Origin of the sequence: Butyrivibrio sp. WCD2001 (assembly GCF_000424485.1) — a bacterium.
GTDB lineage: Bacteria > Bacillota > Clostridia > Lachnospirales > Lachnospiraceae > Butyrivibrio.
The window spans coordinates 301,465-315,292 of sequence record NZ_AUJZ01000005.1 but is presented as its reverse complement, the minus strand read 5'-3'; the positions used below and the strand labels follow the sequence as shown (position 1 = coordinate 315,292).

Genomic DNA, 13,828 nt, shown 5'->3' with positions numbered 1-13,828 from the left:
CTTCCTCCCATTTGTTTTTTATAAAAAGCACTCAGGAATCTCCTTGATTCCTCTCGCCCTGCAAAGTGCTGAGGTAGGCCCCCTGAATTCGAGCGGTTTTCCATCAATATCCGTAATCGTGCAACCGGCTTCCTGTGCGATAAGCGCAGCCGCAGCATAGTCCCAAAGCTGCACTCTCATCTCGAAATATAAAGCGCATCTGCCAAGAGCAACGCAGCACATATCCCACGCCGCGGTTCCGGATCTTCGAAGATCTACGCAAAGAGGTAGAATCTTCTTTGCTATCTCAAAGGTTCTCTCCTGAAGCCCCGCGTAGTAAGGCGCTGTGCCAAATACCACCAGAGAATCTGAAAGCGGCGCCTCTGTGGACATTATTCTTTCGCCGTTCATGTAAGCACCCTGTCCCGCCTGTGCTGAAAACATCATGTCATCAAACGGGTTATAGATTACTGCCATATGCGGTTTTCCATCCTTCAAAAGGCCTATAGAAACCACTGACGGTCTGTATTCATAGATAAAATTGGAGGTTCCGTCTATCGGATCGAGCACAAAACAGTAGCCCTTTTCCATTTTTGATGAGAACACGTCCTGCCCGTCTTCCTCACCAAGAAACTGTGTTTCGGGAAGAACTTCCTGCAACTTCTCTATAAGAAACGCCTGAATCTTTTCATCCGTCTCTGTGCAAAAATTGGCATGCCCGGCCTTCTCTGTTATCTTGGGACGCTCGGCATTTTTCATTATGTCTCCGGCCCTACGTGCAATATTTTTTATTTTTTCAATCATTGTTACATTCCTTTCAAAACCGACTCCTCGCTCGATTTAAAACCTCCGAGACGTCTTTGGAATTTTCATTATATACGGCCATCCCGATAGAAGCCTCATATCTGTGCCAGGGATTATTATCGCTGCTATCAGTCGATCTCTTGAATGCGTCCGAAAGATCAGACATCAGTTCACCGCGCGCATAGTAATCGCTGCCCGTTATGACAACAACAAATTCTGTCGGCTTAATTCTGTAAACCTGGGAGTTGATATAAACTCCGCAAATTAACTTGCATGAACCTAAGATATACTCATCGCCCTTATCCTGTCCATGCTTTTTATTAATCTCATCCACATTTTTAAGGCTGATCAAAACTATTCCGAAATTGGCTGCTCCGTGCTGTATATCCAGATTCAAAGATTCCTCTGTCTTTTCAAAAGCGACTTTGTTCTTAACACGAGTGAGCGGATCCTGAATCTCCAAAATAGGATTTTCCACTGAATACCTTGAAGTTATTACTCTGTTTTTTCCACTGTGTTTTCCAAGATACAGTTTCTCGTCGGCATCATGAATTATATCATGTACTCTTTTCCCTTCTGAAGCTGATACCCCGAAAGTCATCGTAACTTTAAACGGCATTCCCTCGTAATCAAAATCCTGCTTTTCAATCTCTTTCCTGATTTTCTCCAAAAACTCATATGCATTGGGTATTTCGGATGTTTTCGCGACAAACAGGAATTCCTCTCCGCCCCATCTGCAGCACAGCGCTCCTCTGTCGGACAATATTTCGCCAACAGTTTTCAGAACATAGTCTCCGCAGTTGTGTCCATAGGTATCATTAACCTTCTTAAAATCGTCTATGTCGGAAATCGCTATCCAATAATCCTCTTTTCCATTTTGAAGCGTATCAAGGTGATTAGTCAGATAATATCTGTTGGGAAGGCCTGTGAGCTTATCATGAGAAAGCTGATATTCGAGCTGTTCCTCCGATTTATTGGCTATTATAACGAGGAACTGTAGCACGAACAGATTGATTACAAAAACGATAACGCCCCACAGTATCGAAAGCCAGAATTCCGCCTTCTCAGGGAGGGCATACGGCGCGGGATTAAAGTGTAGATACACATATACGGAGAGATAAAAGATCATGCCAAGTATGCACATCGGCATCATACGTATGTATTTCAGTTTCAGAGTTCTCCCCGTGTATTCAGCAAAAAATGCCAGAACATTCATGCCTATAAGAGTGATCTGAAAACCACTGCCCCACCCGGTGAGCAGCGCCGCAAGCACCATGTGAGCCGCAACTTCCAGGTAAACAGCGACCGCATAGAGTTGCAGCCACTCTTTATAAACAACGAAAAGCATAAAAATATAAAAGACAATGCTGAACACGTTAAACTTCGCCATTGGCGTAACGCCGCACTGAATAAAAATACTGATCATAAGTACATGAATCAGCAAAAAGCAGATTGCCATTCCCCAAGCCGTCAGCTTGGCCCTTTTCATGTTCATGAACATAATGCTTCATTGCCCCCTAAATCACGTTGATGCTTTTAGTGAACATAGTTATTCATTATCAAAATTCCGTAATATAAGTATACTATCGTGCAAACAAAATGCTCAAATTAAAGTTTTATGAAAACAATCACCATGAAAGTCTACTTGTGGTTACAAGTTTCTGATAACTGCTAAATTCAGCCTCGTTTGCTGAGGCTCCTTCGAGAATGTAGCCAACAGGCAGAGTTTCTGTTTCGAGTTCCTGAATTTTGTCCAGTCTTCCGCCAAGGTAGTCATCCAGGTATAGTGCTATGTCCGCCAGGCGTTGTTTTAATCCCCCGATACGGACTGTCTGCACTTCGAAGCCGAAGGATTTGTTTTCATAGAGCCACTGCTTTCTGAAGGCTTCATAGAAGTCATCGAGGAGATTGATTATTTGCGGGATTTCTTTTGCTATGCCTTTTAACGTTTGTGTGTTGTTTGCCTGGTAGGCCTTTCTAAATCTGCACCCAAGGTCTGCTTTATGTGCTAATACCTGGCAGAGTTTTCCCATTGAATCAAAAATGTGGTCAAAGCGTCTATCTCCTTTTCGGGTTACATCGAAAAGTTTCTGGGCAGTTTTTTCATAGTAAGAAGAGATGCCGTCCGGAACAAGGCTGTCAAAGGAGCCAAGCAACGGATCGTTAAAAAGCAGTATCTTGGAGAGGTTGTTTTTCTTTTTACCTTCGCAGTTTGGATTAACAAGGTCAAGGAGCATGAATTCTTCAAGCGTGTAACCGGTGATGGCTGTAAATGTTTGCACTTTGTCTTCCTTGGAACCGGAATTGTTGTCAGTAGGTAGTTTTCCGCCAAGTCTTGGAGCTTCATAGAGCACAGGCAGTACCGCAAAAATACTGCACTCCGTGCCGTCATCTCCCCAGGCAGTCATGGCTGCGGAATCGATATCTTTTGAAAGACAGGCTTTTATTGCCGCCTTTGTAATAAGAAGACTGTAGGAATTGTAAGGCGCAAAGCCCATCCATCTCCAGGCACCGCCTGCAAATGAGGTATTCGAGGTGAGAGCCTTATGCTGGTCCAGGAGCATCTCATAGTGCTTTTCATCTGTGCTGTAATAATCCCAATAGACAAGCTCAAGTCCGTCAGGAATTTTAATTTTGGACAGATTTTCAGATAGTTCCTTGGCAGCTTCGCTGTTTTCCGTTCCATATGCTCCCGCTGTAAGAAGTCTGAAAAACATGTCGCTCCACATCTGGGGCTGTAAGCCGTACTTTTTGCATATTCTCACAACTAGCTCAAGGTGTTCAAGGATGATATCAACCCTGTTCCGATAGCCGTGAAGTTCAAGATATTTTCCAAGTCCCACCATGTGAGCTTCATCCATCCCGATATTCACTTTTCTTGTAGAGTAAGTCTCGGAGACGGTTTTAAGGATATTGTCGATTAGTTGTTCCGTGCGCGGATTCCCAACAAGCAAGATGTCATTAACATCTATGCATTCGCTGTATTCCGTGTATCCGGTAATCTGGTTGATGTGTGCAAGCGTCTGTATGTAAGGTCGAAGCTCCATGCCAAGGCTATGCGCATATGTATCGGCTTCCTGTATTTCTTCTCTCGTATAGCGTCCTCTTTGGTATCCAAAGTATGGCTCACCTGTCACCTCGATGGTGTCCTCGGTATAGAGCCCTATGTAGTCATAGCCAAATTCATGACATATTTTTATGAGTTCCTTTAATGCCGGTATGTTCATGACTGCATTTCTCGAGCAATCTACCATAACACCCAGTTCGCGAAGTTTTGTGATACTCATGGAGGCTCCTTTCTTTCATGGTTAATCTATATTTTTCTTGATGTGAGTTTTTTAGCGACAATGTTTTTCTTGGTGTATGTCGGTTATTACCAAGAAAGGAATTGATTTGCAATTTTCTTGGTACTCTTTTTGATGGTTGCTACCAAGATTTCCTTCAATTTTTGTTTATCTTGGTATACTTTTGTATGACCTTTACCCAGATATATGTTGTTTTCTATTTTTCTTGGCTGTAACTTGTTTGATTTGTACCCATATATTTGTTATTTAGTGTTTTTCTTGGTAATGACTTGCTGATTTTTTACCAAGATATTTGCCATTTGGTCTTTTTCTTGGTAGCAATTGCTACTTCTTATACCATGATAAATGTGAAACTACAATTATATTGGTAAACAACAAAAAGTCTTGTACCCAGATATTCTATATTTTCCCATTATCTTGGTATTTCGGAACATAATAAGCGCAACCCCCGGCAAATAATCTTCCATAAATCATCTTCTTGAAGTATTATTCAACACGAATCTGATTCAGTAAGTCATTTGACTATATCTACTTCGTAGATTAATTTAGTTATATAGATATCTTATCATGATGTTATTATTTTGAAATATAGTTTACAAAAATTCGTTATTAAGAAATGGCCATGTCCAGTATATAAATTCAGGCATTGGCTTGTAAGAGGAATTTTTGCAAGATTAGAAGAAATTCCACAAAATGGAGACAGAAATATTGGAAACAAGAATAAGCCCAAAACAAAATGAAGAAGCTCTATTACTATCACTTCTTCAAAAAATCAGCATGCCTGATGAGGTATCGGGTGCTGTCCTATTACGCGCAAAAACAGGTGAGGAGACACTTCCCGGAATAAAGAGTCTTACCGAGCATCTTCTGATATCTGTAAGAAATAGGGATAACGGTGCATGGAAGATTTTTCCCGAAGAGATATTCCTAGCGACGATGGGGTGTTTTTCAAGATTTGTAAAAGAGTATCATACTTCCTATGGAAGCTATGGCTACGACAGAGCCTTCTGGACCACAAGACAGGCAGAAGCAAAGCTTTTCAGAATTGGTGAGCTGGAATATGAACTGGTAGAAGAAAGTAGTTCTCTCAGTATGCACATTCCGTCGGATGCTCGACTTGAGGCTGAGCTGTTAAATAAGTCTGTCGCCGCTGCAAAAGATTTCTTCAGGAAGTATTATCCGGAAACTGATTCAGATACTATTCTTCTTGATAGCTGGCTGTTGTCGCCTGCTTTGAAGGAGTTGTTGTCTCCTGATTCGCGTATCATACGATTCCAGAATGCGTTTGATATTGATGAAGTTGATCCTGAGCCCATGGATTTCCTGGAGTGGGTATATCAGCTGGCGGGCGGACAGATTGAGAGTCTTACTAATCAAGATAAGTTTGAGAGGAAAATAGCAGACGGGCAGCTTGAACAGCAAGGATCAAATGAGCAGCTCAGGCATCAGATATTAAATAATAGTACTGAATATCTATGGCTAAAATCTCTCCCAGAAAACACTACTCTTCAAAGAAACATGAAGAAATATCTGATGGATGGTGGTAAAGTGGGATGTGCAAAAGGAAGCTTGAAACGAATATTTTTATAATACTTGATCTTATAACATCTTGCTCTTTGGATTTCTTTCTCTTATGCTTCTTGGTTATTAGGTTTTACCGCTTTGTTTTAACTGTTTTGTTGCTTTGTTTGTAATTTGGCTTTTTTATTATTATACCGCATATTTTTTATCTTCTTTTAGTTTTTGGTAAATCCATTTTCATAATTTTATAAAAATAGGTTTATGCTTATATCATCATACCGTAAATAGTTACTCGTATTTTGATATAGCATAAACCTATTTCATTTATTCTCTCAATCAACCACCCATCATGAAGTCAAAGATACTGATCTGGTTGGACTCGGGGATATCTCCGAGAAGTCCCATCTCAGCCATTTTGTCGACAACTGCCTGAGGGCACTTGGTGCGCTGTTTAAAGTCGTCCTTTGAAATGAAGGGACCGTCCTTAACTGCTTCTACGATCTGGTCGGCAGCTTTTTCACCGAGGCCGTCGATACTAAGAAGGCTGGGCATAATCTTGTCTCCCCAGACTGTGAAGGATCTGGAGGCTGCCTTGAAGATATCGATGGGCATAACTTCAATGCCACGCTCGTACATCTCTTCCGCAAGTCTCATAGCTGCGAGCTCGTTCTGCTCGGCGTTAGTCATCTCATCGCCCTTGTTTCTGTATTCAGTCATCCACATGTGAAGAGTGCCTTCACCCTGGAACATGTGCTCATAGTTCAGCGCCTTAGCTCTTATCGAGAACCATGCCGCATAGAAGGCCTGAGGTACATAAACCTTGAAGTAAGCTATACGCCACGCCATCATAACATATGCTGCAGCGTGCGCCTTAGGGAACATGTACTTGATCTTCTCGCAGGACCAGATGTACCAATCCGGAACATCATGCTCCTTCATATCATTTTTCCAGGCTTCCCAGTTGCTCTCCTTACCCTTGGCAACTTTTCCCTTACGAACCGCCTCCATGATCTTGAAGGACTCAGACTTATCAAGTCCCTTCTGGATCAGGTAGATCATGATATCATCACGGCAGCAGATACAGGTATCGATTGTAGCCTTACCTTCCTGAATAAGGGTCTGCGCATTTCCAAGCCATACGTCGGTTCCGTGTGACAGACCGGAAATACGAATAAGGTGAGACAGCGATGTCGGCTGCGCATCGATAACCATGTTCATAGCAAAATCGGTACCAAACTCGGGAAGTCCAAGACATCCAAGCTTTGTCCCGCCTATCTGGTCAGGCGTGATGTTGAGCGACTTCGTACTCATGAAAAGTTCCATGACATTCTTATCATCAAGCGGCACCGTCTTGGGATCAAGTCCGGTACAATCCTGAAGGAATCTTATCATCGTCGGATCATCGTGTCCGAGAATATCAAGCTTTAGCAGGTTGTGGTCGATTGAGTGATAATCGTAGTGCGTCGTGATGGTCGCCGTCGTCATATCATTAGCGGGGTGCTGAACCGGTGTAAAGGAGTTAATATCCTCTCCCACGGGAAGTACTATGATACCGCCGGGATGCTGACCTGTTCCTCGTCTAATACCGATGCAGCCCTGAGTAATTCTGTCGATCTCACATCTTCTCTTGCCGACGCCGATTCCGTCATAATACTTCTTAACAAAACCATAGGCAGTCTTATCCGCAAGACCAGCAATTGTTCCGGCTCTGAAGGTCTGGCCGTAACCGAAAATAACCTCGGTATACTTATGCGCCTTAGACTGATATTCTCCGGAAAAGTTCAAGTCGATATCGGGCTCCTTATCTCCTTTGAATCCAAGGAAGGTTTCAAAAGGAATGTCGAAACCGTCCTTATCCATCATATGACCGCACTTTGGACAGCGCTTATCAGGCATGTCACAGCCTGAATTACCTCCGTATTTCAATACTTCTTCGGAATCAAAATCGCTGTATTTGCACTTCGGGCATACATAGTGCGGCGAGAGGGAATTAACCTCGGTAATTCCCGATGCAAAAGCAACGAAAGAAGATCCTACGGAACCACGAGAACCAACCAGATACCCGTCCTCCACGGACTTCCAAACCAGCTTCTGCGCAATAATATACATAACCGCGAAGCCGTTCTTTATGATTGAATTCAGTTCTCTCTCAAGTCTCTCCTCAACTATCTCAGGGAGATTTTCACCGTATATTTCGTGAGCCTTGTCATAACAGATTCTGGTAAGAATACCGTCAGAATCCTCGATGACAGGCGGACACTTGTCGGGACGGACAGGGGAAATACTGTCGCATCTCTTCACAATGTCCCGGGTGTTTTCTATTACAACCTCTCTGGCCTTGGCAGCTCCCAGGTAATCAAACTCCGCCATCATCTCAGCAGTCGTGCGCACGAAAAGCGGAGCCGGTTCCTCGTCTGCCATTCCTTTTCCCGCCATTATGACGGTTCTGTAAATCTCATCATCGGGATTAAGGAAATGTGCATCACAGGTTGCTACAACCGGTTTGTTGTACTGCTCGCCGAGCTTAACGATTTTCTTATTTATCTCACGAATATCATCATCCGAGTTTATATCCTCATAGCGCTCTGAGTCCACCATGAAATGATTGTTGGCAACCGGCTGGATTTCCAGATAATCATAGAAGTCTACAATTTTTGCTATCTCATCCTCAGCGCGCCCCTCGACAACAGCGCCGTAGAGCTCTCCCGCGCAGCAGGCGGAACCGATAATAAGTCCCTCCCTGTGCTTGATCAGTTCGCTCTTAGGAATTCTCGGGAATCTGGCAAAATAGTCGACGTGGGACTTACTTATAAGCGTATACAGGTTCACACGTCCCACCGTATTCTTGGCAAGAAGAATGATGTGGTGTGTCCTGAGGTGCTTTACAAGATCCGGTGTCGATGCTCCGAGGTCGTTGACCTTGGTGAGGTCGTCCGCGCCTTCATTCTGAATCATCGGTATGAACTTCTGGAAAATCTTGGCAGTACACTCAGCATCATCAACCGCTCTGTGATGGTGCTCATTGACAACACCCAGTGTCTTACAAAGTGCATCAAGGTTATGCTTTGCCTGGTTTGGATAAAACGCCCTCGAAAGTCCCATGGTATCAACGGTAGTGTAGTCTACATCAATGCCAAGCTGCTTACAGTTTTCATTGATAAAGCTGATATCGAAGCTGACATTATGTCCCACAAGAATAGCGTCGCCGCAGAACTCCACGAACTTAGGGATAATCTCATCCCTTGTGGGACAGCCGATTACCATGTCATCGGTTATGCTGGTGAGCTTGGTGATTCTGAAGGGTATGGGTTCAAGAGGATCGATAAATTCCGAAAAACGATCCAGAATCTCTCCATCCTTCATCTTTACTGCGCCTATCTCAATTATCTTGTTGTTCACAGGCGAAAAGCCCGTTGTTTCTATATCGAATACTACAAAGGTGGAGCCCTCAAGTTTCTGCCCCTTGTTGTTAATTACTATCTCTTTTAAGTCGTCTACGAGGTAGCCCTCGACACCCTGGATTACCTTGAAAAAGTCCTGTCTGTCAGGATTCTTGTCACCCGCCTCCTTGCGTTTTGCTTTTTCCGCGCTCCAGAGATCCTCCCAGGCATGGTTCGCATCGGTAAGGCCCTGAACTACGCCGTGGTCTGTGATGGCAATTCCGGGCATGCCCCACTTGTAGGCCTGCTTGACGATGTCCTTTACCTCAGACACTCCGTCCATATCGGACATCTTGGTGTGACAGTGAAGCTCAACTCTTTTTACTTCCTCTTCATCAACGCGCTTTACAGTAAAGTCAGGAATCTTGCGGATTCCGGCAACGCTCTGGATTGATACCTCATGATCGAACTTATCAACCATGGCAATTCCGCGTACCTTAAGAAAAGCACCGGGCTTAATATCCTTCTCAAGCTCAGGCACATTCTCCTGTTTTGCGAAAAGCTTAACAGTAATGGTGTCGGTAAAATCAGTCATTGCGAAAATGAGAATAGCCTTCTCATTACGGATGTCTCGTCTGTCATAGTTAATGATTTTTCCTCTGACAGTAACTTCACCCATCTCACCCACGATTTCTTCCATGGAGATGGTCTCTTCGTCGAAGTCTCTTCCGTAGATGACATTGGGATCGTCGGAGCGCTTGAATCCAACGCCGGTGCCCTTTTTGAAAAACTTGCTGCCACCACCAAATTTACTGCCGCCAAATTTGCTGCCGGCTGATTGCTGGGAATTCTTTGACGCGTCTTTTCCTGCACTTGCATCGGAAGAAGCTGCTCCTTCTGCCTTTGCTTTCTTTGCAGCAGCCGCCGCTTCCTTTTCCTTGTGCTTCTGCTCGGATCTCTCCTCGGCCTCTTCAAGTCTCTTGGCAAGCTTTGAAGTCTCCTTGGAATAATCGATTTCCTTCTTTTTAGCGGTCGCCTTCTTATAGGTGATGCCCATTTTCACAGCAAAACCGCAGCGTTCATTCAGGATTTTTTCCAAAATACGCTGTATGTCTTCGGATTTTTTCTCAGCAATAACAGACTCCTCGAGAATCAGTTCTACTCGGTCTGATTCGGGAAACGAGAAGTCCGCGGATTTTAAAATCGTATATTCTATTGGATCATAGTTCTTAAATTCCAGCAGAATACTGTCCTTGTACATCTCCAGAAGATTCTGGGGTGTGTACTGGGCAGAGAGAAAGAACCTTTCATAAATCTTGACCTTCAGGTTGGTCTCCTTGAAAAGCTGATTTTTAATTTCCTTCTCTGCCTTTACAACATCCGCCTTTTCGATAAGACGGTTGCTGGATAAATAGATGCGTACGAGATCCTTTTTCTCGGTGGTGGATATTTTCTCAACCTGCACATCTGACAGTTCTTCTTTTGTGTGTTGGTCCAGTTTTAAGGTCTGGAAAACCTCCAAGAATGGTTTTCTCATACGATGGTCTCTTTCGATATATTAATCGTTCCAATGAACAAGTTCATCGCGCAGGGCGCTAATGAGCTCAGCCTCCGGAACTTTTCTAATTACTTCGCCGCGTTTGATAAGGAGCCCCTCACCGATACCGCCAGCCACGCCTATATCGGCTTCTCTGGCTTCACCGGGGCCGTTTACTGCGCAGCCCATAACCGCAACCTTGATATCAAGCGGGAATTCCTGAACCATCTTCTCAACTTCATTGGCAAGTCCAATGAGGTCAATCTTGGTTCTTCCGCATGTGGGACAGGAAACCACTTCGATTCCGCCCTTTCTAAGGCCAAGTGTCTTAAGTATCATTTTGGCAGTGCGAATCTCCTCTGTAGGATCGCCTGAGAGGGATACGCGGATTGTATCGCCGATGCCCTCGTTAAGGATAATTCCAAGTCCGATAGAAGACTTGATATTTCCTCCGTAAAGAGTTCCTGCCTCTGTAATTCCTACATGAAGCGGATAATTTGTCTTTTCTGCGAGCTTTTTGTGTGCATCTACGCAAAGCATAACGTTGGAAGATTTGATGCTGATAACAAGATTGTCATATCCGAAGTCCTCGATAATGCCAACCTTATCAAGAGCGCTCTCCACAAGGCCCTCTGCTGTCACGCCGCCGTATTTTTCCACAAGCTCTTTTTCAAGTGAGCCGCTGTTAACGCCAACTCTGATGGGGATGTTTCTCTCCTTTGCGGTTTTAACAACTGCTTCTATTCTATCCTTTGAACCGATGTTTCCGGGATTTATTCTTATCTTATCTGCGCCATTCTCCATAGCGGCAATCGCCATTTTGTAATCAAAATGGATATCTGCCACCAGCGGAATATGTATGCGCTTCTTTATCTCTTTAATGGCATTTGCTGCTTCCTGATTCGGAACGGTACTGCGAACTATGTCACAACCTGCCGCCTCAAGAGCAAGTATCTGCGCTACGGTTTTCTCTACATCCTCAGTGGGTGTGTTGGTCATGGACTGGATCATAATCGGGTTGCCGCCGCCGATGACCTTGTTACCAATGTGAACTACTTTGGTGTTGTCTCTGTATGCCATGGGTGCCTCCTTACTTCATGAATTTAGATACGTCACTTATTACTACAACAAGCATGAAGGCCATAAGAACTACCATTCCGACGAGGTGAACCATGCCTTCCTTCTCTCTCGGAACGGGCTTTCCGCGAAGTACCTCGACGAACTGGAACACAAGTCTTCCACCGTCCAATGCGGGAAGCGGAAGGAGGTTCATCACTCCGAGGTTAACGGATAACAGTATCAAAAGTTCAAGCATTGTAAGTATAACTGAAGATAATCCATACGGGCTTACCGCTTCGTAGGTATCGTCAACAATTTTCACCATTCCGACAGGACCAGACACGTCACCAAGTGACAATCTTCCCTGTATCAAAAGTGCAAGACTTCTGTAAGTAGATTTAAAGTAATAAAGGACATCGTACCACGCATAGGCAAGAACCTTGGGTCCTGTAACCCTCTCATATTTTCCGAGGTAGATTCCCATAAAGTATCTGCCCTGCTCCTCATCATAATGAGGCGTAAGTTCTGTGTGGTAGAGCTGTCCGTCGCGCTCGTAATCGATCTGCATAACTCCGCCCTTGCTGAACTGAGATATGAGTGTAACTTCGGAAGCAAGATGAATTCTTTCGCCGTCGACTTTTACAATGAGGTCTCCCTCCTGAAGTCCTGCCTCTGCAGCTGCGGAGTTCTCATCCGTGATACCTGATACCACCGGGAATGCCCAAGGTGAATTGGCAACTACAACTACCGCAAGAATAATTGCAGTGATGAAATTGAAGAAGGGACCTCCGAAGAGTACCGCGATTCTAGCCCATACATTAGCATTGGGGAAAGAACGCTCATCATAACCATGATCTTCTCCGTCTATATCATCCTCGCCTTCAAATCTGCAGGCTCCGCCGAAAGGGATAAGCCTTATGCTATATAATGTCTCACCTCTCTGCTTTTTAAAAATCGCAGGTCCCATTCCTATCATGAATTCCAAAACTCTTATGCCGTTTGCCTTGGCAATAAGGAAATGGCCCAGTTCATGGGTGGTGACAAGTATTCCGAAAATCACAAAAAAGATTATTAAACTAACAAGCATTTATTTATTCTCCAGATATTTGTAAGTGTCAGCCTCAGCCATGAGAATCTCCTCAAGATTAGGGTTCTCAATTTTTTGATGGTGAGACATCGCACTCGAAATCATCTCGTAAATATCAAGGAATTTAATCTCCCTGTTTACGAACTTCTTAACAGCCATCTCATTGGCCGCGTTGAATACTGTAGGCATACTTCCGCCTGCTCTGGCAGCATCATAAGCCAGTTTTAATCCAAGGAAAGTATCCGTATCGGGCTTCTCAAAAGTAATCTGAGAAAGCTCAAAGAAATCTAGCCTCTTTTCATCCATAGGCATTCTGTCGGGATAGAAAAGTGCATACTGAATAGGCAGCTTCATATCCGGAACGCCAAGCTGTGCCATTACAGCTCCGTCAACGAACTGTACCATTGAATGGATTATGCTCTGAGGCTGAATGATAACCTGTATCTGATCAAGTGATACATCAAAAAGCCATCTTGCTTCCATAACCTCAAGGCCCTTATTTACAAGGGATGCGGAATCAATTGTAACCTTTACGCCCATATCCCAGTTGGGATGCTTTAAAGCATCATCCACTGTCATGGTTGTAAGTTCTTCGCGCTTTTTCCCTCTGAAGGGACCGCCCGATGCCGTAAGAAGTATCTTCTCGAGTTTGCTTTTCGGCTCGCCGTTAAGTGATTGAAAAATTGCACTGTGCTCACTGTCAACGGGAAGGATCTTCACGTTCATTTTTTCCGCAAGAGGCATAATGATATGACCTGCGGTGACGAGCGTCTCTTTGTTGGCAAGCGCTATGTCCTTGCCGCTTTCAATTGCTGCCATAGTTGGACGTATGCCAATCATGCCGACAACAGCCGTAAGAACCGTATCTGCTTCCTCTACCTGTGATATTTCAACAAGTCCGTCCATACCGGATAATATCTTAACAGGCATGTCGGATAGTCTTATCTTGAGGTCCTTTGCGGCATCCTCATCATACATTGCCACATACTTGGGTCTGAATTCCCTTACCTGCTGTTCAACCTTGTCAACGCTTCTGTTTGCAGCTATGCCGACAATTTTAAGACCGTCGGGATTGGCTCTTACAACGTCAAGAGTCTGCGTTCCTATGGAACCGGTTGAACCGAGTAGTACAATTTTTCTCATAAATTTACCTCGT

At 44.2% G+C, this 13,828-nt stretch carries 8 protein-coding genes; 1 reads left to right on the top strand and 7 read right to left on the bottom strand.

The window, feature by feature from the left end:
- Nucleotides 1–18: 18 nt before the first annotated feature.
- The 3 genes from G630_RS0106280 to G630_RS20995 all read right to left on the bottom strand — a co-directional run bounded on the left by G630_RS0106280 (nucleotide 19) and on the right by G630_RS20995 (nucleotide 4,070).
- The gene (locus G630_RS0106280) at nucleotides 19–783 is read right to left on the bottom strand and encodes an inositol monophosphatase family protein (protein ID WP_026498087.1); all 765 of its coding nucleotides are present in this window, start codon (nucleotides 781–783) and stop codon (nucleotides 19–21) included.
- A gap of 13 nt (nucleotides 784–796) precedes the next feature.
- Nucleotides 797–2,278 carry a GGDEF domain-containing protein gene (locus G630_RS23430; RefSeq protein ID WP_196805758.1) on the bottom strand — a complete coding sequence of 494 codons (1,482 nt, stop codon included), beginning with the start codon at nucleotides 2,276–2,278 and terminating at the stop codon, nucleotides 797–799.
- Between the two features lie 133 nt (nucleotides 2,279–2,411).
- Nucleotides 2,412–4,070 (bottom strand): beta-N-acetylhexosaminidase, encoded by a 1,659-nt coding sequence (locus tag G630_RS20995; protein ID WP_044958804.1) that lies wholly within the window; start codon nucleotides 4,068–4,070, stop codon nucleotides 2,412–2,414.
- A gap of 726 nt (nucleotides 4,071–4,796) precedes the next feature.
- Here G630_RS20995 and G630_RS0106265 point away from each other — a divergent pair.
- A complete protein-coding gene (locus G630_RS0106265) occupies nucleotides 4,797–5,678 on the top strand; it encodes an acyltransferase domain-containing protein (RefSeq protein WP_155831943.1) in 882 nt (293 codons plus the stop codon).
- A 267-nt stretch (nucleotides 5,679–5,945) separates the two neighbouring features.
- On the opposite strand, the gene G630_RS0106260 is transcribed toward G630_RS0106265, so the two are convergent.
- From G630_RS0106260 to dxr, 4 genes are read right to left on the bottom strand one after another with little or no spacing between them, the layout of a single operon-like run.
- The gene (locus tag G630_RS0106260; RefSeq protein WP_026498085.1) at nucleotides 5,946–10,526 is read right to left on the bottom strand and encodes a PolC-type DNA polymerase III; all 4,581 of its coding nucleotides are present in this window, start codon (nucleotides 10,524–10,526) and stop codon (nucleotides 5,946–5,948) included.
- Nucleotides 10,527–10,547: 21 nt separating this feature from the next.
- Entirely contained in the window at nucleotides 10,548–11,606 is a 1,059-nt protein-coding gene (gene ispG / locus G630_RS0106255; protein WP_022763089.1) for a flavodoxin-dependent (E)-4-hydroxy-3-methylbut-2-enyl-diphosphate synthase, read from the bottom strand.
- Nucleotides 11,607–11,616: 10 nt separating this feature from the next.
- The gene (rseP, locus tag G630_RS0106250) at nucleotides 11,617–12,672 is read right to left on the bottom strand and encodes an RIP metalloprotease RseP (protein ID WP_022763088.1); all 1,056 of its coding nucleotides are present in this window, start codon (nucleotides 12,670–12,672) and stop codon (nucleotides 11,617–11,619) included.
- Nucleotides 12,673–13,815 (bottom strand): 1-deoxy-D-xylulose-5-phosphate reductoisomerase, encoded by a 1,143-nt coding sequence (dxr, locus tag G630_RS0106245; protein ID WP_022763087.1) that lies wholly within the window; start codon nucleotides 13,813–13,815, stop codon nucleotides 12,673–12,675.
- Between the last annotated feature and the right edge of the window lie 13 nt (nucleotides 13,816–13,828).